Annotated in this window: 20 protein-coding genes and 1 riboswitch; of the genes, 19 read left to right on the top strand and 1 reads right to left on the bottom strand. The window is 38.0% G+C overall.

The features are described 5' to 3' along the window. Nucleotides 1–106: 106 nt before the first annotated feature. Nucleotides 107–769 carry a hypothetical protein gene (locus AsAng_RS08870; protein ID WP_264792415.1) on the top strand — a complete coding sequence of 221 codons (663 nt, stop codon included), beginning with the start codon at nt 107–109 and terminating at the stop codon, nt 767–769. A gap of 35 nt (nt 770–804) precedes the next feature. Here AsAng_RS08870 and AsAng_RS08865 read toward each other — a convergent pair whose 3' ends face one another. Further along, nucleotides 805–1,668 carry a hypothetical protein gene (locus tag AsAng_RS08865; protein WP_264792414.1) on the bottom strand — a complete coding sequence of 288 codons (864 nt, stop codon included), beginning with the start codon at nt 1,666–1,668 and terminating at the stop codon, nt 805–807. Between the two features lie 104 nt (nt 1,669–1,772). Between AsAng_RS08865 and AsAng_RS08860 the strand changes: the two genes are divergently transcribed. The 18 genes from AsAng_RS08860 to cobW all read left to right on the top strand — a co-directional run bounded on the left by AsAng_RS08860 (nt 1,773) and on the right by cobW (nt 22,274). Beyond that, nucleotides 1,773–2,699, top strand: coding sequence for a hypothetical protein (locus AsAng_RS08860; RefSeq protein WP_264792413.1), 927 nt, complete (start codon nt 1,773–1,775; stop codon nt 2,697–2,699). Between the two features lie 85 nt (nt 2,700–2,784). Beyond that, a riboswitch (cobalamin riboswitch) is annotated at nt 2,785–2,992 on the top strand. Between the two features lie 137 nt (nt 2,993–3,129). Continuing rightward, nucleotides 3,130–5,382 carry a TonB-dependent receptor gene (locus tag AsAng_RS08855; protein ID WP_264792412.1) on the top strand — a complete coding sequence of 751 codons (2,253 nt, stop codon included), beginning with the start codon at nt 3,130–3,132 and terminating at the stop codon, nt 5,380–5,382. Between the two features lie 5 nt (nt 5,383–5,387). Then, nucleotides 5,388–6,194: a (2Fe-2S) ferredoxin domain-containing protein gene (locus tag AsAng_RS08850; protein ID WP_264792411.1), complete on the top strand. Its 807-nt coding sequence runs from the start codon at nt 5,388–5,390 to the stop codon at nt 6,192–6,194. Continuing rightward, nucleotides 6,191–7,741 carry a uroporphyrinogen-III C-methyltransferase gene (cobA, locus tag AsAng_RS08845; protein ID WP_264792410.1) on the top strand — a complete coding sequence of 517 codons (1,551 nt, stop codon included), beginning with the start codon at nt 6,191–6,193 and terminating at the stop codon, nt 7,739–7,741. Before AsAng_RS08850 ends, cobA begins: the two co-directional genes overlap by 4 nt. Continuing rightward, the gene (locus AsAng_RS08840) at nt 7,738–8,667 is read left to right on the top strand and encodes a sirohydrochlorin chelatase (protein ID WP_264792409.1); all 930 of its coding nucleotides are present in this window, start codon (nt 7,738–7,740) and stop codon (nt 8,665–8,667) included. Before cobA ends, AsAng_RS08840 begins: the two co-directional genes overlap by 4 nt. Before the next feature lie 2 nt (nt 8,668–8,669). After that, nucleotides 8,670–9,392, top strand: coding sequence for a precorrin-2 C(20)-methyltransferase (gene cobI / locus AsAng_RS08835; RefSeq protein WP_264792408.1), 723 nt, complete (start codon nt 8,670–8,672; stop codon nt 9,390–9,392). Further along, nucleotides 9,389–10,759: a precorrin-3B C(17)-methyltransferase gene (cobJ, locus tag AsAng_RS08830; protein WP_264792407.1), complete on the top strand. Its 1,371-nt coding sequence runs from the start codon at nt 9,389–9,391 to the stop codon at nt 10,757–10,759. The genes cobI and cobJ overlap by 4 nt, the downstream gene beginning before the upstream one ends. 26 nt (nt 10,760–10,785) lie before the next feature. Further along, complete coding sequence (gene bluB, locus AsAng_RS08825) at nt 10,786–11,436, top strand: 5,6-dimethylbenzimidazole synthase (protein ID WP_264792406.1); 651 nt, start codon at nt 10,786–10,788, stop codon at nt 11,434–11,436. A 5-nt stretch (nt 11,437–11,441) separates the two neighbouring features. Beyond that, a complete protein-coding gene (cbiE, locus tag AsAng_RS08820) occupies nt 11,442–12,647 on the top strand; it encodes a precorrin-6y C5,15-methyltransferase (decarboxylating) subunit CbiE (RefSeq protein WP_264792405.1) in 1,206 nt (401 codons plus the stop codon). Next, a complete protein-coding gene (gene cobM, locus AsAng_RS08815; RefSeq protein WP_264792404.1) occupies nt 12,644–14,485 on the top strand; it encodes a precorrin-4 C(11)-methyltransferase in 1,842 nt (613 codons plus the stop codon). The genes cbiE and cobM overlap by 4 nt, the downstream gene beginning before the upstream one ends. Nucleotides 14,486–14,496: 11 nt before the next feature. Further along, a complete protein-coding gene (locus AsAng_RS08810; RefSeq protein WP_264792403.1) occupies nt 14,497–15,255 on the top strand; it encodes a precorrin-6A/cobalt-precorrin-6A reductase in 759 nt (252 codons plus the stop codon). Continuing rightward, on the top strand, nt 15,246–16,340 hold the full coding sequence (gene cbiD, locus AsAng_RS08805; RefSeq protein WP_264792402.1) for a cobalt-precorrin-5B (C(1))-methyltransferase CbiD: 1,095 nt from the start codon (nt 15,246–15,248) through the stop codon (nt 16,338–16,340). The genes AsAng_RS08810 and cbiD overlap by 10 nt, the downstream gene beginning before the upstream one ends. Further along, nucleotides 16,337–17,053, top strand: a complete 717-nt coding sequence (locus AsAng_RS08800; protein ID WP_264792401.1) for a HoxN/HupN/NixA family nickel/cobalt transporter — start codon at nt 16,337–16,339, stop codon at nt 17,051–17,053. Before cbiD ends, AsAng_RS08800 begins: the two co-directional genes overlap by 4 nt. Then, nucleotides 17,050–18,714: an AAA family ATPase gene (locus AsAng_RS08795; protein ID WP_264792400.1), complete on the top strand. Its 1,665-nt coding sequence runs from the start codon at nt 17,050–17,052 to the stop codon at nt 18,712–18,714. Before AsAng_RS08800 ends, AsAng_RS08795 begins: the two co-directional genes overlap by 4 nt. Then, nucleotides 18,711–19,226: a bifunctional adenosylcobinamide kinase/adenosylcobinamide-phosphate guanylyltransferase gene (locus AsAng_RS08790; protein ID WP_264792399.1), complete on the top strand. Its 516-nt coding sequence runs from the start codon at nt 18,711–18,713 to the stop codon at nt 19,224–19,226. The genes AsAng_RS08795 and AsAng_RS08790 overlap by 4 nt, the downstream gene beginning before the upstream one ends. Nucleotides 19,227–19,232: 6 nt before the next feature. Continuing rightward, on the top strand, nt 19,233–20,552 hold the full coding sequence (locus AsAng_RS08785) for a cobyrinate a,c-diamide synthase (RefSeq protein WP_264792398.1): 1,320 nt from the start codon (nt 19,233–19,235) through the stop codon (nt 20,550–20,552). Between the two features lie 84 nt (nt 20,553–20,636). Beyond that, entirely contained in the window at nt 20,637–21,227 is a 591-nt protein-coding gene (locus AsAng_RS08780) for a cob(I)yrinic acid a,c-diamide adenosyltransferase (RefSeq protein WP_264792397.1), read from the top strand. Nucleotides 21,228–21,263: 36 nt separating this feature from the next. Then, the gene (gene cobW / locus AsAng_RS08775) at nt 21,264–22,274 is read left to right on the top strand and encodes a cobalamin biosynthesis protein CobW (RefSeq protein ID WP_264792396.1); all 1,011 of its coding nucleotides are present in this window, start codon (nt 21,264–21,266) and stop codon (nt 22,272–22,274) included. Nucleotides 22,275–22,306 lie beyond the last annotated feature (32 nt).

The following is a 22,306-nucleotide window of genomic DNA, read 5'->3' as shown; positions in this document are numbered from 1 at the left end:
AGCTATAGGAGAGGGGGATTGTGTTAAATTTGGAATTTTAACACAATAGAATTAACATTTAGCAATACTAATCCGTTATTGCTAATAAATAAAAACGACGATCTCTATGAAAAAAGCATTTCTAATTATTATCCTCCTAATACCTTTTATCCTTTCAGCACAAGAATTAAAAAAGAAAAATTCCATTAATGCAGTAACAGGAATAGCAATCGGAAGTGGAGTCGGTCAATATTATAGAGGAGAGTCAGAACTTTCTATGAACCTAGGACCATCTTCTAATTCTAATTATCCCAAAACGATTTCTTTTGCTCCAAATTATCGATTTGGATTAGATTACCAACGTGCATTAATCCCTAGGCTTTTTGCAAAAGCTGGAATTAGATTTTCAAATTGGAATTTGAAAACAATTAACGATACAAATGAATCAGCAATGCTGGAAACTTGGAATGTTGAAATTCCTTTGGCTTTTCAATATCATTTGGGACAAAAAAAATGGAGTCCTTATATAGAAGGAGGGATCAATGCCATAATAGGTTTGGCCTATCATGATAATATGACTTCTCTTTCCTTAGCAGCACATATAGGTTTAGGACTTTCGTATCAAGCTTCTGATAGAATTAGTGTTTATGGTCAGTTATCTAGTCGTGCTCATTTTATTCCTAAGATGAGATACATTGAACACGAGCAAACCACACATATAGCCGAATCTGGGTTAATGATATTTCCTTATGAGATAGGAATGGAACTAGGGGCAGCTTTCCATTTTTAAAAGAAACATTAATGGGAGGGAAGTGGCTTAATTATTTATCTTTTTTCTCTAAAAAATTGTTTAATGGACTCCAGACCCTGTTTTTTTATTTCATCTGGGATATTATTAATTTTCCATTGAGAAAAAGTTCGCAATTTCATAGCTTCCATAAAATCACAGCCCCACTTAGTTTCCTTACTTATATTTTTTAGTAATTTTTTTCCAATTTTAGGATCGGCCAATAGTTTTTTTCCTGCGGTATCGAACTCAATTGTATACTCTTTGATTTTTGAATACGCAATAGAAGGGGAGATCTGATCAATGCGTGTTTGAACAAGATATACTTTTTCTAATTTAGGCAAACCAAATAACTCGTTAGGAATAGCTTCTAGGTGGATGCAATTCATTAAGTTAAGCTCAACGAGATTTCTAAGCTTCCAAATATCTCTTGGTAGTTCTTTGAATAAATTCAAGCTTAAATCTAACTTAACTAAAGAAGAAATTTCAAAAATAGATAATGGAATGTTTTTTTGATTTAGCAAATAAATTTCAAGTTCTTCTAATTCTTCAAAATAAGAAATGGTATGTGGAATCCATACTTTTACTTTAGCTCCAATGCTTAGTTTTTTTAAGTTTTTAAAGAAAAAAATACTGGCAGGAATAACAGCATATTGAGGATCGTCTATGGTTATAGATAATGATTCTGTTCCTAAAATTTGATAAATTTTTTCGGCAAGAGAAATATCTCTTTGGGGAGGAAATACTTTTATCGCTACCAAATAATCAAAGAGTTCTTCAAAATGTAAAGAGGGCAAATCTGCATTTGAGTTTTTAGCAAGTTGCAGAGCAAGTTCAATATTTTCTTGGCTTCCTGATTTAAATAAAAGAAGGATGTTTTTGAGTTCTTCAGGGGTATACATAAGCTTTTTTTGTTTTGTATAATGGGTTGATTATATTATAAGTTAATAAATAAAAACAAAAAAAAATCAATTTTTGGACAAAAAATCTTTAAGTATAAAATTTTATGAGAACAATTTTTTTTCTTTTTTTTATTTCTTCCGCTTTTGCTCAATCTAAATTAAAAATTAGTGGGGATTGGATCTTATTGCCACCTGATAGATTTGTTCATTCAAAAGAATTGTCGCAGATTGTTAAGATCGAACAATTTATGGATCAATACTATATCGTTGCTGTAGAAGGTGATGATTATCCGCTTAGTTTGCATCGAGCTCAAAAATTCACCATTAATGAGGATCTTTTTTTTGAAGTTAAGGCTTTGAAGGATGGAAATAGCAAAAAACATTATTTTTATTGGTTAGAAAATTGGACTCAAGATACTCTCAATTTGTCTTTGTTGATAAGCACTCCTATAGAGCTAGGAGATGAAGATGTCATTAAAAATGGAAATTTATTAAAGGTAGACAGCAATAAAATAACGTTTGATTTGATCTATTCAGAATCAGATTTGGCATATACAGAAAAAGATAATACATGGAGTTCTTCATTCATTTCAAGAAGAGTAATTCTATGGGAGAAAAACCCTAAACTCTTTAAATACATTATGAAAGTGTATGGGAAGAAAATTGTAAAGATAGGACTTAAACAAACTTATTGCCGTTGGTCTTATTTAAAATGGGACAAGGTTAATTTGCTTAAAAGTAAGGAGGTCACTACTGTAATTCGGCTAGATCGAAGTGTCCACCATATTTTTGAAACAGCATCAATAAATGAACTCCTAAAATTTAAAAAAGGAGAGGAGTCTCCTCCCAAAAAAGATTTGTTGCTCAATAATTACCATTTGGTAAGAGCTAATTCTGTAGGTTTTAGAAAAGTTCCTAATTTCTTCAAGAATGGTAGCAAAATCAAAGTAAAAACAAATTTATGGAACCGAGGGCTCTATGATGCTACCCACAAAAAATTATACTACTCTGAGGCTCCTCCAGAATGGTAACCATAGTCGCATAGGAGAGGAGCGCTAATTAAATTTATTTGAAATAAAGTACAAGTCTATTGCGATAGATTTAATAATATGAATATCTTCGCAAAAATATTTAGGTTTTTGAAGCATAAATGAATGTGATTTTATGCTTCAAAATTAAAAGGGAATCTTGTGAAAATCAAGAACTGTACCCGCAGCTGTAAGCTCCTAAACAACTTTTGATAAGCAAAAACCACTGGCTATAAGCTGGGAAGGTAATCAAAAGCGGAGTAAGTCAGAAGACCTGCCATATATTTCGATACAAATAGAGCTTTCGGGAATAAAAGTTTATTGTGTACAGCTACATCTTAAATCTTGCCTTTTATAGTAGGGCAAAGATTCTGTGTATTATACACCTATCCCAAAGCTTCTTTTTTTACAACAATCTAATCTATGTAAAACAATGAGAAGCTATTTTTTTGTCCTTATTTTCTTTTTCTTTTTCTTTCATTCATCCCTTTTTGCAAAAGAAGAAGTCCACGCTCAAATTGTTGAGCACCAAACAGGGCTTGCTATTCCTTTTGTCAATGTATTCAACAAACAAACAAAAGTAGTTGCGGCTTCCAATGATGTTGGTTGGTTTAGGATAGAAGGCAGCCCTACTGATACCATTGAGTTTTCTTGTTTAGGCTATAAAACACAGACCGTTATTTTTCGAGATATAATTGCTGCTCCTCAAATTAAATTAGAAGTGGGTAGCGAATATCTTCAAGAGATTAGCATTGTTGCTGATAGGAACACCACTTTAGGGACACAGCAAATAGATAAAATTGACTTGAAGCTAATGCCTGCAAACAATGCCCAAGACTTGCTTCGTACAATGAGCGGAGTGTTTATTGCTCAACATGCTGGAGGCGGCAAGGCCGAACAGATTTTTTTGAGAGGTTTTGACAATGACCATGGGACAGATTTTGCGGTTTTTGTAGATGGAATTCCCATTAACTTATCCAACCATGCACATGGTCAAGGTTATGCCGATATGCATTTTATGATTCCTGAACTTATCCAAGATGCTGATTTTTACAAAGGATCTCATGAAATACAAAATGGAAACTTTGCTGTTTCTGGAGCAGCTAGATTCAAAATGATTAATGGCTTGTCTAAAAATTCTATAAAATTAGATATTGGCCAATATGGATTTTTGAGAGGGCTTGTTCGATTGAACTTAACCCCTAAGAATCGATTTTTTTCCAAGAAAAATTACGAAAAAGCATTTTTAGCAATAGAAGGAACGCTTAACCGAGGCTTTTTTGAAGCCGATCAAAAGTTCAAAAAGCTAAATGCTGTGTTTAAGTACAACACCCAAATTGGGTCGTCTACTTCCTTGACTGTTGGTGCTTCTTATTTTAAGAGCAGTTGGGACGCTTCAGGGCAAATTCCATTAAGGGCTGTTACCAATAATACGATTGGATGGTTTGGCGCTATTGATGATACCGAAGGTGGAAGCACTGGACGAATTAACGCAAGTATAAAGTTAGCTTCTTTATTGGGAAAGAATCAGCGCATTAACAACTTTGCATACTATTCTAACAATCAATACCAATTGTTTTCAAATTTCACCTTTTTCTTGAACGACAGCCTAAACGGGGATATGATAGATCAAGTGGAGCAAAGGAATTTGTTTGGTTATACTTTTGAGTACCATCGAAACGATAAGCTATTCGCTAGGACTACTTTAAAAAGTACAATTTCAGCAGGAATTCGTGCTGATTTCACGCATTCCAAAATGCTATCTTCTATTCAAAGAAAAGCTTTAGCGATTAATGATAATAACAACGTCCAAGAAATAAATTATTGGTTGTATATCAAAGAAAGATGGAGGTTAAACGAGCAATGGATTGTACAGTTTGGAACTCGTCTTGATTTATTTCAATTTAAGGTAAACAACCAATTAGAACAAAGCTCAAAAGGACGAATTGCCCACCGATTTAGCCCTAAAATTTCTATTTTTTATAATCCCATCCCAGAGCTTCAATTGTTCTTAAAAGGCGGAAGTGGCTTCCATTCTAATTATGCACAAGCTGCCGTTGAAAACTTAAGTGTTGATCCATTACCAAGAGCCTTGTCTGCTGATTTTGGTGGAGTAGCTAGAATTGCTAAAAAATGGATTGTTTCGGCAACAACTTGGCTGATTCAGAGTGATGCAGAATACCTATTTGTACCCGATGCTGGAGAGTTTGAAGACAATGGAAAATCGTTGCGCTATGGCCTTGATTTTTCTACCAAATATGAACCCATCCGCAATCTATGGCTAAATCTAGCCTTAAATTATAGCTATGGAATTTTGCTAGAAGAGCCTGAAGATGCCAATAGTATTCCTTCCGCTCCGAGGTTTACATCTACGGCTTCTATTTCCTATAATCACCCTATTGGAATAGACGCTTATATTGGAATGAGGTATATGGGGATTCGCCCATTGATTGAAGATGAATCGGTCATGGCAGATCCTTACTTTTTGCTGGATGCTTCTTTGTCTTATACCTATAAGAGTTTAACCTTTGGTGTTTCTGCTCAGAATTTGTTGAATAGCCAATGGATGGAAGCCGTATTTTATGATGCTTCACGCCTCAGACAAGAAACGATGCCAGTAGATGATTTTCATTTTACTCCAGGAACACCAATTTTCATTAAAGGTTCTGCTACTTATACCTTCTAATTACTATGGGAAAAGATTTATCAAAAGTGACCACTACAATTTATTTTTGTGATGGTGGTTCTTGCCGCAAGGCAGGCAGTGAACAGGTAGTCCGAACCGCTAGAGCTTATCTTCGAAATAAAGATTTGTGGCATGAGACACATACCATTCGAACTCGTTGCAATGGCCGCTGCGAGGATGCCCCTACTTGTATTGTCCAATCGGGAAATTATTGGTACAAAGAATTGTCTGCCGATAAAATTACACGAATTATTGAATCGCACATAGCAACATCCGAACCGCTTAAATCTGACCTAATTTATATGGATGGGTTTAGTGCTGTTCAGTCTGACAAAGAACGCCCAAGGATTCTTCCGAAGCCTTTTTTTGAAAAAGAAGATGCGCTTTGGGGCAACTGTTGGTATACTAAAGGGTTTAGCTCGGATCAATATCTTTATCCTTTGTTCTTGTATTTAAAAGAAAATGCTAAAGAAACGACAATAACCTTTAATAAGGAACGAGCTTTTGCGCTAAAGTCACTAGCTGGCATTACTTATACGGACGATTATAAGCTTTTCTTGCACTTTGACGATGGAGCAAATATTTCTTTGAATATAGGCGCTGTACCAAAGACAGAACCTTTAGAGGAACAGCAAAATAAAATAACATCAACGACCTATTTTATTGTTCAACAGACAAAACAGCGAAAAATTCGCTTCACCAACAAAATGGGAAAAGTGATTGCTAGTATTCATCTAGCAAACAATGAGCCCCAAATTTGGAATTATTTGTTAACGATACAACTTCAAGGTTTAAAAGATCCAACGGAATGAGCAAGCGAATTAGTATTATAGGTTTGGGATGGCTTGGAGAGGCTTTGGCAACAAAACTCTATCAAGCTGGTCATGAAATAATAGGTTCTACTACCAGTATAGATAAACTCTTGTTATTGGCACGGCATCCTTTTTATACAGGACGTCTCCAGCTCAATTGCGATGAAATTATAGGAGATTGGGCTGTTTTTATGAAAAATGTAGATCTTTTGATCATCAATTTTCCGCCCAAACGCATTGATGATATAGCAGAGGTCTATCCTCAACAAATTGAACAAATTGTTCAACGGACGAATCCTAATATTTCGGTGATTTTTATTAGTTCTACAGCCGTTTATGCCAATGAGAACAGAAGAATAACAGAAGACGATCCTGCACGGCCTTCTAAATTATCTGGCAAAGCTGTTTTAGCAGCAGAAAATAAGCTTCGGAAGCATTTTGGGGCTAATTTGACAATCTTGCGCCTAGCTGGATTAATTGGTCCAGAACGGCATCCAGGGCGTTTTTTAGCCAATAAACGAGCCTTAAAAAATCCCGATGTTCCAATTAATCTAATTCACAGAACAGATGTGATTGCTTTGATTCAGCGGATTATTGATTTGAATTGTTTCGGAGAACTAATCAACGGTTGTGCCGATGAGCATCCTATCCGAAAAGCGTATTATACCAAAGCCGCTCAACAACTGGAATTACCCTCGCCTATATTTGGCGAAACAGATACAAAAACGTACAAAATAATAGATAATTCTAAATCTAAACGGTTGCTTAATTTTGACTACCAATATGCGAATCCCGAACTCATTTTTGAAGAAAAACAACTTGGAGAAATTGCCATTATTGGAGCAGGTCCAGGCGATCCTTCCTTACTGACTCGAAAGGCTTACAAATTGCTCCAGTCCGCAGAAGTTATTCTTCACGATAATTTGGTATCCAATGAAATTTTAGCGTTAAATGCCAAGGCGGAGTTAATTTATGTTGGTCGGAAATATGGAGATCAATCGAATCAAAAAGAACGGCAAGATAAAATTAATCAACTGCTTGCTCAATCGTATCATCAAGGCAAAAAAGTAGTACGGTTAAAGTCGGGCGACCCTTATATTTATGGAAGAGCTGCGGAAGAAGCCCGTTTCCTAAAGGGGCTTCAAATTCCATTTTCGGTTGTTCCTGGTATATCCGCAGCTTTGGCAGCAGCCAACCAGCATAATATTCCATTAACCGAACGTTCCCAATCCAATGCTGTACTTATTTGTACGGCTCATACCGCCGATTATTCTTTTGAGCAACTCAAAGGCATTGCCGAATTATTGAAGGCTGGTAATGCCTTGGCGCTGTATATGGGACTTCGAAGCCTGAATAAATTAATCCCCAAATTATTGGAGGTTTGTGGAGACCCTACCATTCCTATTAATGCCATTTCAAATGTTTCTAGAACCAATGAAACATTACTTCAATCTACTTTAGAAACTATAGAAATAGATGTTAAAAAATCGGCTTTAGAAATGCCTGTTGTATTTATTGTTGGAGTAAAAAAAATTGAACAACGATGACCAAAAAAGGAATTTTGCTTTGTGGGCACGGAAGTAGGACAAAATCAGGGACAGATGCTTTTAAGTCATTGATTGAACTGCTCAAAAAACGCTACAGCGATTACGAAGTAGATTATGGTTTTTTAGAATTTAATCATCCTGTCTATGAAGCGGCTGTAGAACGAATGTACCAAAAGGGAATTCGGGAAATTTATGCCCTCCCTGTTATTTTATTTGCTGGATCACACGCCAAAAATGATATTCCCTACGAAATGAATACCATTCAAAGCTATTATCCTGATTTGACCATTAAAATGGGGCGTCATATTGGGGTAAGTTCTTTTTTGGTAGAATTGGCAAAAAAACGAGTTTTAGAAACGGAGGCTGAACGGAGTCCTATCGACAGAAAAGATTGTTGTTTGTTGGTCGTTGGCAGAGGGACAACCGATCCAGATGCAAATTCTGATGTGCATAAATTGGCTTGCATCATAGGCGAAGGAATGGGCTTTGGTTTCACTACAGTTGCTTATAGCGGCACAGCTTATCCCGCCATTCCTGAGGCATTGCCAAGAGTCGATAGATTAGGGTTTGAGCGAGTGATAGCAATTCCATTCTTTTTCTTTACAGGGATTTTATTACAACGAGTGATACAACAACTAAATAATTTTGAAGGAAACAGCCAATATGTTTGCACAGCTGCATTTGGAACGGATGAGTTAATCCTTCAAGCATTTGATGAGCGTTTGGAAGAAATTATCAATGGAACAGCCAATATGAATTGCCAATTGTGCAAGTATCGCAAACAGATTGTAGGTGTTGAACATTGTCAAGGTTTAGAGCAAGTTGGACATCATCTAAATGTTAGAGGGGTTTTATTTGAAGAAGATGAAAAAGTAGGAGAAAAAAAAGGATTGCTTGTCGCATTTAAAAAGGCATTGGGAATATAAAAATGAAGAAAAATCATAACATAAAAAAGCCCTGTATTTTTGGCGTGGCACTAGGTCCTGGAGATCCTGACTTAATTACGGTCAAAGGTTTGGACATTCTTAAAACAGTGGATGTAATTTACTACCCTGGGGCTTTGTTTTCTAGCGGCAGAAAATCTAGTTATGCCTTGAGTATTATGGAGCAGTATGATCTGGACCTTCAAAAATGCAAGGGGTTTTACCTCGCCATGAATTTAGATAGAACGGCTGCTGAACTTACCTATTCGAATGCATTTGAGTATATTTTATCCGATTATAAAGCAGGTCGTTCTATTGCCATTGTTAGCGAAGGTGATATTAGTACTTACAGTTCCTTTGCTTACTTGCTCCGTCGAATAAAAAAACATCATTTAGAGGTGGAATTAGTTCCTGGAATTAGTTCCTATAGTTTGGCCGCAGCGCAGCAACAAATTCCTTTGTGTCTCCAAGACGAACCACTCATTATTTTGCCAAGGGTTCAAGATAAAGGGATTTTGGAGGAAGCTTTAGCGGCTTTTAGTTGTCTTGTTTTAATGAAGATAAAGTCTTCGATTGGGCTAATCCAAGAAGTTTTGAGTCAGCATGAAAATGCTGAAATTTATTATTTCGAACGACTTGGAACCGCTCAGCAATTTATGAGCACCAATTGGAATGAAATTATGAATCGTGATATTCCTTATTTTTCACTAATAATAGTTCGAATATGAAAATAACAGTAGCGGGTTTAGGTCCTGGAGGACTTGATTATTTATTGCCAATTGTCAAAAAAGCATTAGGAGCAGCCGATGTTATTATAGGCTATACCTATTATTTTCAATTTGCAGCCCCTTTCGCAGCTGAGAAAGCAGAATTTATAGGAATGCCATTGGGCAAAGAAGAAGCGAGGGCTGCCGCCGCTATTGAAAAAGCCTTAATGGGGCAAAATGTCGTTGTCATTGGTTCTGGAGATGCTAGCATCTATTCTATGGCAGCTATTGTTTATGAAATGGTAGCCCAGCAGAATTTAGAACAAATAGAATTGGAAACCTTGCCAGGCGTTTCGGCTTTTTTGGCAGCAGGTAGCAAACTGGGGGCACCACTAGGACATGATTTTTGCTGCATTTCGCTTTCTGATTTAATGACGCCTTGGAATGTTATTGAAAAGCGAATAAAGGCAGCAGCAGCAGGCGATTTTGTAACTAGCTTTTATAACCCTAGGAGCAAAAAGAGACATTGGCAATTGACGTGCTGCAAAAATATCTTTCTAGAAGAACGTGCTGCCGATACACCAGTGGCGATTGTCCGCCAAGTGACTCGACCAGAGGAATCCATAGAATTGACAACGTTGGGTGCATTTGATCCAGATACAGTAGATATGTTTTGTTTGGTTATGTTTGGGAATTCTCAAACCTTCCAGTTTAAAAATAACTTGGTAACCCCAAGGGGCTATTTGAACCGTAAACCAAAAACGGGAAAAGAAATTCAACAAGAAAGCTTCCGAATCGTAACCAGTCACATCCAGCATTTACCAAAAACCTTGGCAGAAAAATGGGCAATTACTCGCCTAATTCACACAACGGGAATTTTAGAAGATCACCAGTATTTTAAGGGTTCTGAACAGGCAATAGAAAAATGGCACGACTACCTCGTCAAAGGTGGGGTTATTGTTACCGATGTCACGATGGTAAAAGCAGGAATTACAAAGGCATTTAGTAAAAAGTATGCCAATGAAATTCATTGTTACCTCAATGAAGAAGCCACTTTAGCCTTGGCAGCTAAAGAAAATTTGACACGATCGCAAGCAGGAATACGCATAGCGATTGAAAAACACCCCAATGCCTTATTTGTTATTGGGAATGCTCCAACTGCATTGATTGAGTTAACGGAGCAATTGAAAGAAAATGAAACGTTTAAACCTGTAGGGATTGTGGGAACACCAGTAGGTTTTGTAAATGTTATAGAATCTAAAGAACAATTAGTACAGGCAAAAGGAACCAATTGGGTTACTGTAGAGGGCAACCGAGGTGGAAGTAATGTAGCAGCTGCTATCGTTAATGCTGCCTTTACCTTAGAGGATGCCACGGAATTTTTATAAAAATGATTGCCAAAAGCTGAACATCAATGAAAACATTTAATGCTAACGATACTGCTGTTTTAGAATCGATTCTTTTGCACAGAAGAGATGTGAGAGGGAATCATTTTTTGCCCCAACCACTGCCACCAGATATTATCCACAAAATTTTATTTGCAGGGGTTAATGCGCCTTCTGTTGGGTTTTCACAACCTTGGGAATTTGTCCTAATTGATGATCTTAAGGTAAAAAAAGCAATTCGAGCATCTTTTGATCTAGAAAATCAAAAAGCAGCTAACCAGTTTGAACGAAAACAGGATCAATACCAACAATTAAAATTAGAAGGAATTATCGAGGCGCCTTTGAATATTGCTGTTTTTTATAACCCCAGCAAGGGACCTGTTTTGGGGCAAACTTCAATGCCTGAAATGGGAACCTATAGTGTGGTTTGTGCGATACAAAATATGTGGTTGATGGCTCGATCTTTAAACGTAGGCTTGGGTTGGGTTAGTATTGTTGATCCAGACAAGATTTGTTCTATTCTAAAAGTCCCCTCCAATCGAAAATTAGTAGGATACCTTTGTCTGGGTTATGTTGACCATTTTTATAAGGTTCCAGAATTAGAGCTTCTAAAATGGGAAAAACGCAAACAAATGGAAGAAGTTATTTATACCAATGGTTATAACAATTGTAATCCATAAAAGGCATGGACAAACTAGAACAAATGGTTATTTATTTGATTGGAATTGGAAATAAAAAGAATCCATCCTTTAGTCCAGAAGTTGAGGCTTTGGTGAAGGCTGGATACTACTACTCAGGCGGAACTCGACATTATGAGCTTGTTCAAGACTTGTTGCCTGCCAAACATCATTGGATACCCATTAAGGGAAAGATGGAAAACTTGGTTCAAAAATATCGAAGCCTCAACGCTTCCATTTTGATTTTTGTCTCTGGCGATCCGTTTTTTTATGGCTTTGGCAATACGCTCAAACGTTTAATGCCAACAACTTGTTTAAAGGCTTATCCAACCTTTAATTGCCTCCAATTACTTTGTCACAAAAAGCAAGTTGCCTACAATGAATTATTAGCGGTTTCGCTACATGGTAGACCTTGGAAAAAATTGGATGAAGTATTGCGCTCTGATCAATCTCTTATTGGAATTTTGACGGATGCACAGCACAGCCCAGCACATATTGCTCAGCGGATGTTGAGGTATGGAGTTGATAATTATAAAATGCTTGTTGGTGAAAACTTAGGGGGCGATGACGAACAAATATCAACCTTGGAACTCAAAGAAGCAAGCAATTATAAGGCAGCTTCTTTAAACTGTGTGTTACTCATTCGAACTCAAAGCCGAAAACTTGCTTTGTCTCAGCCCGATAACACATTTAAAACCTTAGCAGGTCGCCCTAAAATGATTACTAAAATGCCGCTAAGATTATTAAACGTACAATTGTTGGAATTGCATAAGGCGAATACATTTTGGGATATAGGAAGTTGTACTGGAGCAATTGCCATAGACGCTAAACGACATTATCCTCATTTGGAGGTTTTAGCCATTGAAAAACGCTTGGAATGCGGCGCTATTATCCAACAAAATTGTGAACAGCAGCAAACCTCTGGAATTGAGGTGTTAATTCATGATTTTTTTGATTTGGATTTGGCGACATTCCCCACCCCGCAATCGGTTTTTATTGGTGGTCATGGTGGGCGTTTAGAGACTTTGATTAAACAATTAGATGCTTATTTAATAGAAGGCGCTACGGTGGTAATGAATACTGTCTTAGAAAGCTCTTTGAATACATTTTTAGCAACGTTTGGGCACCTAAATTATAGCCTGAGCGATAAAATGAAACTAGTTATTGACGATCACAATACCATTCATGTTTTGGTAGCAAAAAAGAATAAATGAAAAAAATAGTTTTTATTGCCGTAACGGATCAAGCCATAAAAAAAGCGCTTGTATTGCAAAAGCAATTCCCTAAATCATTGTTGATTACTACTCGTGAAAACAATTATGATACCGTATCTAGCGTAAATTCTATCTCTGAGTATTTAGAACAATACTTTAGTCAATTGGATGGAATTGTTTTTATCAGTGCTATGGGAATCTGTGTGCGAATGATTGCTCCGTTTCTAGAAGGGAAAGAATTAGACCCTGCGGTGATTTGTATGGACGAACAAACTTACTTTGTACAATCTGTTATTGGTGGTCACAAAAAGGGAGCCAATGCCTTGGCAGAAAAAGTAGCTGCTATTTTTGGTAGCCAAGCGGTTCTTTCTACTGCTAGTGATGTGCAACAAATTTGGGCCTTGGATCTTTTGGCGGAGCAGTTTGATTGGACGGTAGCCTGTACGTCCTCTATGACAGCATTAATGGCTTTGTTTGTAAATAGAAAACCAACAGCTTTATTGTTAGAAATAAAGGACAAAGGAACGGCTTATTTAGAGCAATCTTTGCCTGATTTTGTCACGGTATTCTATAAAGAAACAGCAATTGATTACGCTAAATTTGAGTTGTTGATTTGTGTATCTCCTCGATTGATAAAGGCTACAATCCCCTGTCTTGCTTTTTATCCAAAAGTGTTAACGCTTGGGACAGGTTGTTCTAAAGCCTTAGATTCTGAACAATTCAAAACGACCTTGTTGGAATCCATAAAAGCAAAGGGATACTCCCCCGCAGCCCTCAAATGTTTTGGCTCGGTGGACATTAAAGCAAAACAACAGGCTTATGTAGACTTCTCAGAGGAATGCGACCTTCCTTTCCAAACTTTTACAAGAGAAGTTATACAAACCATTGAGGTTCCGAACCCTAGTAAAGTCGTTCAGGCAAAAATTGGTGTTGATGGTGTTTCAGAATCTACTGCGATGCTTTTGGCGAATCAAACTAGCCTCTTGGTAGAAAAACAGAAGGTTTTATTAGAGAATGGGGAGAAATTCACCTTTGCTTTAGCCTTGGATCGTATGGCAGAGCGAAAGGCAGTTGTTGCTATTATTGGTGCAGGTCCTGGCGATGAATTACTCATTACCGTCAAAGGAAAGAATTACTTAGAGCAAGCAGATTGTGTACTGTATGCAGGGAGTTTAGTGCCAGAGGAAATGACGAATTGGTGCAAAGCAGGAGCCGTTGTTATGAATTCAGCAATGATGACCTTGGAAGAGCAAATTACGTTGATGCAAAAGCATTATGAAAAAGGACACTTAATTGTTCGTTTACAATCTGGCGACCCTTCTCTTTATGGTGCCATTCAAGAACAAATGTCCATTTTTGATGACTTGGGCATGCACTATTTTATCATTCCTGGAATTTCTTCTTTTAGTGCGGCTGCGGCTGCCTTAAAATCTGAATTCACCATTCCTGAAGTGGTGCAGTCTGTTATTCTGACTAGAGGAGCTGGAAAAACGCCCTTGCCTGAGGCTGAAAAATTGGAAGAAATGGCTAAACATAAGGCAACCATGTGCATTTTTCTAAGTGCTACTTTGGTCAAGAAGGTAGAGGCGCAATTATTAGAACATTATGATCCAGAAACGCCTGTAGCAGTACTTTATCGGGTAACGTGGAAGGATGAAGAAATTTATCAAGGAACGCTGCAAAACTTAGCGGCTATTGTCAAAAAAAGCAAAAAAACACGGACGGTTTTATTCATTATTGGTGCTTGTATTGGTGCTCGTAAAAATAGATCTCAATTGTATAACCCTGATTGGAAACATATTTTTAGAACCAATAAAAAGTTTACACTCAAAGAATAATTGATTGAGCTATGATTCTAATTTTTGGAGGAACGACAGAAGGCAGGCAGGTGCTTGACTTAATGAAGCAAGTAAAGAAGCCCTATCACTATTCGACAAAGACAGCCGTAGAATATCAAGAAGATGGCTTGGGGATTTATCGTTTTGGTGCTTTGGATGAACAGGCTTTATCTAATTATATCCAACAGCATGCAATAAAGTGGATTATTAATGCTGCGCACCCTTTTGCCACCTTGCTGCACAATACGATTGATAAGGTTAGTCAACAATTGGCGGTTCCAGTGTATCGCTTAGAGCGGGTTTATGAAGAACGCCAATGCAATAAATTGGTGCATTATACAAAGGATTATGCAACGAGTTTAAAGCTACTGTTCGAACAATTTGCAGGGAAAACCTTAATGGCTTTATCTGGCGTGCAGTCGATCCCCAAATTAGAGGACTATTGGAAACGGCACAAAACTTTTTTTAGAATACTAGATCGAGCTAGTTCTATTGAATTGGCAGCATACCACCAATTCCCTGCTTCTCAATTGATTTTAGGTTATCCCAATAAAAAGAACGCAGATGAAAAGGCTATTTATCAAGATTATCAAACAGGGGTTATTTTAACAAAAGAAAGCGGAGGAAGCGGTTTTTTGGCGACCAAAATAGCTGTTGCCTTAGAACTTGGATTGCCAATTATTATTATAAAACGCCCTCCAATGCCCCCCTATTTTACAGAGGTAAATAATTTAGAACGGTTGCTAGAAGAGATAAAAAAATGGGCTTAAGAAAAATACCTGAAGGACCTTTAAGGGACGGCTTTACAACGGGAACCTCTGCCACGGCAGCGGCTAAAGCAGCGTTGTGGGCTATGATTCATCAAACACCCCCTAAGGAAGTACAGGTAGTTCTGCCCATCGAAAAAGTATTGACAATTCCCGTTCATTCCTGTGCTTTTACAGAAGAATGGGCGAAATGTAGTGTAATTAAGGACGCTGGAGATGACCCAGATGTGACCAACAAGGCGGAAATAGGCTGCGAAATCACCTTGACGAAAAAGAAGGGAGAAGTTTTGTTTGTTGCGGGCGAAGGTGTGGGCACTGTTACCTTACCAGGCTTGTCATTAGCCGTTGGACAGGCTGCGATTAATCCTGTTCCAAGGCAAATGATGGTTGCTGCCTTACAAAAGTTACTACACGATGCCGATTGGGATTTTGGCGTTTGTGTAACTGTTTTTGTTGTTAATGGGGTTCGGTTGGCTAAGCGCACGCTCAATGAGCGAGTTGGTATTATGAATGGCTTATCGATTCTAGGAACAACAGGAATTGTTAAGCCCTATTCCTCTAGCTCTTATATTGCCAGTATTGAGCAAGGAATTGATGTCGCTGTTGCCAATGGCATTCGAGAGCTGGTCATTAACTCTGGGGCAAGATCTGAAAAATACCTAAGGGCTTTATTCCCTTATTTAAAAGAACAGGCCTTTATACATTATGGAAATTGGATTGGAGAAACCTTAAAAAAAATAAGGCATTCGGCCATTCAAAAAGTATCGCTTGGAATTATGCTGGGAAAGGCAGTAAAATTAGCGGCTGGGCAGTTGGATACGCATAGTTGTGTCTCTTCTTGGGACAAGGAATTTATTGCGAGACTAGCCCAAAAATCAGGCTATAATATGCAACAACAAAACGCCATAAAGGAACTTAATATGGCAGGACGATTACCTGAAATTTTTCCCTTTCAGGAACAGGAAGCTTTTTACCAACAGCTTTTAAGCTGTTGTTATCAACAAAGTAAAACAATTCTTAATCCAATAGAATTAGACCTTTTTTTAATTCATAAAGAAGGCGATTTTATTAAATACAAACGACTATGACATTTGCCAACATGCTTCGCCCTCTCATGGCGGGCGTACTACACTCTTTTGAACCAGATCACATTACTGCGGTTTCTGTTTTGGCTTCAGAAAAAGCGATAAAAAAAGAAAGGGCATCCCTTAAGACTGTCTTGCAAGCCTCCCAATGGGCCTTTGGGCATTCTGTTACACTATTGTTATTTGGAGGGGTTGCGTTGATTTTTAGATCAACCATGGTTAATTTTGTAGAGAACATCTCTTATATAGCCGAATTGATGGTTGGTCCCATTATGTTTTGGTTGGGGATAACGGCAATCCGAAGAAATTACCAACTCAACGAAATGATGCAGGATCACAAAGCTATAGAGGCCCATGAGCACAATGCATCTAATCCCATTCATTTACATGGAAAACAGGGAGAAGAAATTTCAATGAACCCGATTAAGCGTTCCTTTTGGATTGGGATGTTGCATGGCTTAGCAGGAACAGGTGGAGCCTTAACAACAGCCTTGGTCATTAGTGCACCAACCATTACAGAAGCCATCCTGATTTTGGTAATAGAATCGGTAGGAATCATCTTTGCAATGGGCGTTTACAGTTATACCTTGATTGTTACAATGAGTCGCTTTTTGGATAAAAACATATCTATTTTTAAATGGATGAATGGCTTAGCGGGGTTAGCTTCTATCTTAATTGGTCTGTATTGGACTTATAATTCAATTATGGGAGCATGATGACGGCTATATTTCCATTTACAGCAATTGTAGGGCAAGAAACATTCAAACTTGCCCTACTGCTCAATATCATTGACCCAACATTGGGCGGTGTGTTGGCTATTGGGGATAAGGGAACGGGCAAAACTACCTTGGTGCGTTCTCTTGCCAACTTGATGGCTAATCAAGATGCCTTTCCTTTTGTCAACTTGCCTATAGGTGCCTCGGAAGATAGTTTATTGGGACAACTTAGCTTGGGCAAATTAATCAATGAAAAGCAGGAGCATTTACAATTGGGGCTTTTGGCTAAGGCGAATCGAGGTTTTTTATACATTGATGAGATCAATCTTTTAAATGATTATCTAATGGATATGCTTTTGGATGCTGCTTCCATGGGTTATTATTTTTTAGAACGAGAAGGTTTTTCCAAAAAGCTGGACAGCAAATTTTGCTTGATTGGTTCTATGAATCCCGAAGAAGGTGATTTGCGTCCTCAGTTAAAAGATCGTTTCGGTTTGTGCGTCTTTATTCAAACGCCCCAATGTTTAGAACAACGGGTAAAAGTGATAGAACGGCGATTGGCATTTGATCAGGATGCCGCAGCATTTAGAGCAAAATATGCCCAAGAAGAACAAGAGTTATTAGAAGAAGTTTTGAGGGCAAAAGCTGCCTTAAATTCTATTGTGGTGTCACCTGAAGTTTTAAGCTATTCGGGGCAATTGGCACTCAACAACCAAGTAGAAGGACTAAGAGCGGATATTTTATTGGTAAAAACGGCTAGAGCGTTTACAGCATTGAATGGGCGAACAGTAACAACAACGGAAGATGTTGATGCGATTCAGCACTTGGTATTGAATCATAGAAGCAATGCCTTAAATTCAAGCCCTCCTCCTCCACAAGAAAAAGAAGAAAATAAAGCTTCACAAGAAAAACAAAGTGAACCTCAACAGCAAGCGCCCAACGCTCTAATCAAAGCAATACTTCCCGATCAGCATCTAGTAACAAGGCCTCATAACGGTGGGAAATCTAAAAATGGAACTCCACAACGGCAAAAAGAAGCTCCCAAAGGGATTGCACAAACGGCTAGTGCTGTAAAGACGATTGACAAACGAAAAACCGTTGGGCAATATTTGGCCACCTCTAAATTAGAGCTAAAACATAAAAGAGAGGAAACCAAAACAAAGCAACAACTTATTTTTGTCTTAGATTCAAGTGGTTCCATGCTTCAACAGCAAGTGATTGCTTATGCCAAAGGGTTGATTAAAAAATGGGCAAAAAAGCAAGCGAATTCTCCCACTACTTTTTCTCTGATTACACTCTTTGATGGTGCTGCAAAACTACAATTGGAAGGCTCTAAGGATCTCAATAAGTTATTAGAGGTCGTAGAATCGGTAGAGACTGGTGGTAAAACAAATCTAGTGGCTGCTTTTAGAACGATTAAAAAATTAACGGCAATCAATCCCACTCTACATTATCAATTGATCATACTAAGTGATGGGCGTTTTCAATCTAAAGAGGCAGCTACATTGGAGGACTTGGTTTTGGCTTATCAAATGAATTGTAAATTGGTAAGTGCTTTGCATTTTGTGGATGCTGAGCAAGAGATGGTTAAGATTGGTTGGGGGGCAAAATTTGCAAAACAATTAAAAGGAACTTATGAAGTTTTAAACATAATGAAATGAAACAGGCAGAAATTCATTTAATAACGGGAGGTCAACGCTCAGGAAAAAGTGCTTATGCGGAACGCTTGGCCTTAGAAAACTGTAAACGTCCCATCTATCTTGCTACCTCCAAGGTCTGGGATGAGGAATATAAAAAGCGCATTATGTTGCATCAAGAAGGTCGCTCAGAAGCTTGGATTAATAAAGAAGAATTATTGAATATTAGTCAAGTCACATTTCCTTCAAAGGTGGTTTTGTTGGACTGCATTACATTGTGGTTGACCAATGTTTTTGACGCTTATAAATACGATAGTCAGCAGGCAAAGAAATTTGCATTGAGTGAGCTAAAACGCTTGTTTGAGCAGCACCTAACCCTTTTTATTGTCAGTGCTGAACTTGGAATGGGAATTATTCCAATGCAGGCAAGTACTCGTCAATTTGTAGATCTGCATGGCGAGGTTAATCAATATATTGCAAAACAAGCCAAGCAACTAAGTTTTATGGTTGCTGGCATTCCTTTACAGGTAAAGTAAACGTTGATGAAAAAGGCACAATTTATTATCGCTGCGCCAACTAGTAATGCTGGCAAAACTACCGTCACTTTAGGATTGCTGAGAGCGTTGAAGAATCGAAAAATTTCTGCTCAACCTTTCAAATGTGGTCCAGATTATATCGACCCCAAATTTCATCAGCTTGCTGGTCAAAAAACGGGGGTTAATTTAGATTTGTTTATGATGTCTAAGGCAGATCTTAGGGCAAGTTATTTTGATTGTCTATCAATGGCAGATGTTGCTTGTGTAGAAGGTGTAATGGGATTATTTGATGGTGCCAAACGTTCGGAAGGTAGCACCGCCGAATTAGCTAAAGTACTGGACATTCCCATCGTCTTTGTTGTGAACGCCAAAGCAACTGCTTATTCTGTTGCTCCCCTTTTGTACGGCTTCAAGAATTTTGATCCAGCCTTAAAAATAGCTGGGGTGATTTTTAATCGAGTGAATACGGCTTCTCATTATGCTTTTTTGAAAGAGGCTTGTGAGGATGTTGGTTTAACGGCTTTGGGCTATTTGCCTGCTTTGGAAGATGCTCAAATCCCCTCTCGACACTTGGGGTTGTCTATTGACAAAATTGAGGCTTACGATCCATTGATTGAACGGTTTTCCCAAGCTTTGGAGCAAACCGTTGATCTCAATCAACTATTAGAAAATTGCACGGTATCCGTTCCCGAACCATACACAAGCGAAAAAAAATCCGTCCTTCGCCCTTCGTTTCAGATTGCTGTGGCAAAGGACAATGCCTTTAATTTTTGTTATGAACAAACGATAAAAGCTTTTGAGCGAAAAGGCAGGGTCGTTTATTTTAGCCCATTGGAAGATGAGGAGTTGCCAATTGCTGATTTTGTTTATTTCCCAGGAGGATACCCTGAATGTTATCTGGATAAACTGTCTGCCAATCATTCTATGTTGGCATCTGTCCGAAAGTATGCTGCTAATGGTGGGCGAATATGGGCAGAATGTGGAGGAATGATGTATTTGGCAAAGGCAATTATAGACAAAGAAGGCAAAGCATATAAAATGGTAGGTTGCTTTGATTTTGTTAGTTCTATGCAACAGATGAAACTCAAACTAGGCTATCGAACAATGTACTTGGATAATCTAGCATTTAAAGGACATGAATTTCATTATTCGACTCTACTAAACCATGCTTCCACCCCTCATCTTGGTTTTGCAAAAACAGCCCGCAATCAACCTGCTGATACCATGATCTATAGTTATAAAAATGTTTTGGCTTCTTATGCCCACCTCTATTTTGGAACAGATGATTTATTGGAAAAACTACTGAAATTAACGGAACGTATCTAAAATCCAAACTTGTAATAGGTTGCACTAGAAGTTCAATTTTTCACACGATTAACTGCGTTGTTAGTTAAAGAATAAAAAATTACTATGAAAATATACACTAGAAAAGGAGACAAAGGAAAAACAGGTGTTTTTGGAGGCAGTAGAGAGTTTAAGAATTCGCCTCGAATTGAGTGCATTGGAACCTTAGATGAAGTTAACTCAACCATTGGTTTACTTCGTGCTAAGTTAGGAGAAGAACACGCTTGGCAAGCTAATTTGCATCGAATTCAAAAAGATTTGATGGATATGATGTCTCGGCTGGCACGTCCTTCTATTTCAAAAAAAGAAAACACAAACCCTGAGCCGAAAGATGGAGCCGCTTTTTGCGAGCAATGGCTGGATGAGATGGAAGAAGCTATGAGTAGCCCCTCTGATTATTTTGTTTTGCCTGGCGGAAACGAAGTTTCTGCCTTGTGTCATGTCTGTAGAACACAAATCAGACGAGGTGAACGCAATTTGGTTACGTTGATGCAAGAAGATCCAGATTGTGTAAAAGACTATGTTCTGGCTTATATCAACCGATTATCCGATTTATTTTTCACTATGGCTAGAGCTGAGATGGACAAGCATGGCGTGGCAGAAGAAAAATGGAATTTGTTCCTATACAAACGTAAAAAGAACAGAACTGCTAAATAGATATGAATACTAATTAAAACAAAAAATAGAATACTTATGAGAAAAATACCTATCACAATAATAACAGGTTTTTTGGGGGTTGGTAAAACGACACTGGTGCACAATATTCTCAAAAATGCCAATGGAAAACGCTTGGCCTTACTGGTGAATGAATTTGGAGAAGTCGGTGTCGATGGTGAAATTATTCGCACTGGCTGTGGGGATGAAACTTGCAACTTAATTGAGCTAGCCAATGGTTGTATTTGTTGTACCGTGCAGGAGGAGTTTTTGCCTTCTATGTTAGAATTGATTGAGCGCAAAGATGATATTGACCATATCATTATAGAAACTTCTGGTTTAGCAATGCCTAAACCCTTGATTAGAGCCGTAAATTGGCCAGACCTAAAGCCACACATAACAATAGATGCTGTTGTGACGGTAGTGGATGCTGTTGGTGTAGCAACGGGTGAGCTTTGCAATCGAGCAAAGGTTCAGAAGCAACGCTTGGCAGATGATTCCTTAGATCATGAAACCCCTATAGAAGAGTTATTTTTGGATCAGTTGACTTGTGCGGATCTACTGTTGGTGAGCAAACGAGATTTGATTGATGATGCTGGATATACAGCAGTTGTCGAAGCCTTGTCTCCCAAAGCCCGCCCCAATGTCAAAATTATTCCCATTGCCAATGGAATCATTGATAATGACATCTTATTGGGATTGGGAGCTTCTGCGGAGGATGATTTATCTACCCGACATTCTATCCACGAACATCATCATGAACATGGACACGATCATGAGCACGATGAAAGCATTACGACAGAAATCTTAGAATATCCCACTACTCCCAATGTTAAAACATTGGTTAAAGAACTTCAGAACCTCGTTCAAAAACATGAAATCTATAGGGTCAAAGGGTTTGTAAATATCCCTGACAAACCTATGCGTATGATTTTGCAAGGCGTGGGAAATCGCTTTGATTATTACTTTGATAGAGCTTGGAAAGACGAAGAAGAACGCAAAACTCAATTGGTTGTTATCGGTAGAGATATTGCGGGTCATTTAAATTAATTTATACTACGCTACGCTGCATATTGGTAACA

The sequence above is a fragment of the Aureispira anguillae genome (assembly GCF_026000115.1).
Classification (GTDB): domain Bacteria; phylum Bacteroidota; class Bacteroidia; order Chitinophagales; family Saprospiraceae; genus Aureispira; species Aureispira anguillae.
This window is presented reverse-complemented; position numbering and strand designations above follow the sequence as displayed.

Excerpts from the sequence above, each read along its gene's own strand:
- AsAng_RS08795 (WP_264792400.1), top strand. The coding sequence starts at position 17,050 with ATGATGACGGCTATATTTCCATTTACAGCAATTGTAGGGCAAGAAACA.
- AsAng_RS08860 (WP_264792413.1), top strand. The coding sequence starts at position 1,773 with ATGAGAACAATTTTTTTTCTTTTTTTTATTTCTTCCGCTTTTGCTCAA.
- AsAng_RS08790 (WP_264792399.1), top strand. The coding sequence starts at position 18,711 with ATGAAACAGGCAGAAATTCATTTAATAACGGGAGGTCAACGCTCAGGA.
- cbiE (WP_264792405.1), top strand. The coding sequence starts at position 11,442 with ATGGACAAACTAGAACAAATGGTTATTTATTTGATTGGAATTGGAAAT.
- AsAng_RS08840 (WP_264792409.1), top strand. The coding sequence starts at position 7,738 with ATGACCAAAAAAGGAATTTTGCTTTGTGGGCACGGAAGTAGGACAAAA.
- AsAng_RS08800 (WP_264792401.1), top strand. The coding sequence starts at position 16,337 with ATGACATTTGCCAACATGCTTCGCCCTCTCATGGCGGGCGTACTACAC.
- AsAng_RS08855 (WP_264792412.1), top strand. The coding sequence starts at position 3,130 with ATGAGAAGCTATTTTTTTGTCCTTATTTTCTTTTTCTTTTTCTTTCAT.
- AsAng_RS08785 (WP_264792398.1), top strand. The coding sequence starts at position 19,233 with ATGAAAAAGGCACAATTTATTATCGCTGCGCCAACTAGTAATGCTGGC.
- cbiD (WP_264792402.1), top strand. The coding sequence starts at position 15,246 with ATGGGCTTAAGAAAAATACCTGAAGGACCTTTAAGGGACGGCTTTACA.
- cobI (WP_264792408.1), top strand. The coding sequence starts at position 8,670 with ATGAAGAAAAATCATAACATAAAAAAGCCCTGTATTTTTGGCGTGGCA.
- AsAng_RS08780 (WP_264792397.1), top strand. The coding sequence starts at position 20,637 with ATGAAAATATACACTAGAAAAGGAGACAAAGGAAAAACAGGTGTTTTT.
- AsAng_RS08850 (WP_264792411.1), top strand. The coding sequence starts at position 5,388 with ATGGGAAAAGATTTATCAAAAGTGACCACTACAATTTATTTTTGTGAT.
- cobJ (WP_264792407.1), top strand. The coding sequence starts at position 9,389 with ATGAAAATAACAGTAGCGGGTTTAGGTCCTGGAGGACTTGATTATTTA.
- AsAng_RS08810 (WP_264792403.1), top strand. The coding sequence starts at position 14,497 with ATGATTCTAATTTTTGGAGGAACGACAGAAGGCAGGCAGGTGCTTGAC.
- AsAng_RS08865 (WP_264792414.1), bottom strand. The coding sequence starts at position 1,668 with ATGTATACCCCTGAAGAACTCAAAAACATCCTTCTTTTATTTAAATCA.
- cobW (WP_264792396.1), top strand. The coding sequence starts at position 21,264 with ATGAGAAAAATACCTATCACAATAATAACAGGTTTTTTGGGGGTTGGT.
- cobA (WP_264792410.1), top strand. The coding sequence starts at position 6,191 with ATGAGCAAGCGAATTAGTATTATAGGTTTGGGATGGCTTGGAGAGGCT.
- cobM (WP_264792404.1), top strand. The coding sequence starts at position 12,644 with ATGAAAAAAATAGTTTTTATTGCCGTAACGGATCAAGCCATAAAAAAA.
- bluB (WP_264792406.1), top strand. The coding sequence starts at position 10,786 with ATGAAAACATTTAATGCTAACGATACTGCTGTTTTAGAATCGATTCTT.
- AsAng_RS08870 (WP_264792415.1), top strand. The coding sequence starts at position 107 with ATGAAAAAAGCATTTCTAATTATTATCCTCCTAATACCTTTTATCCTT.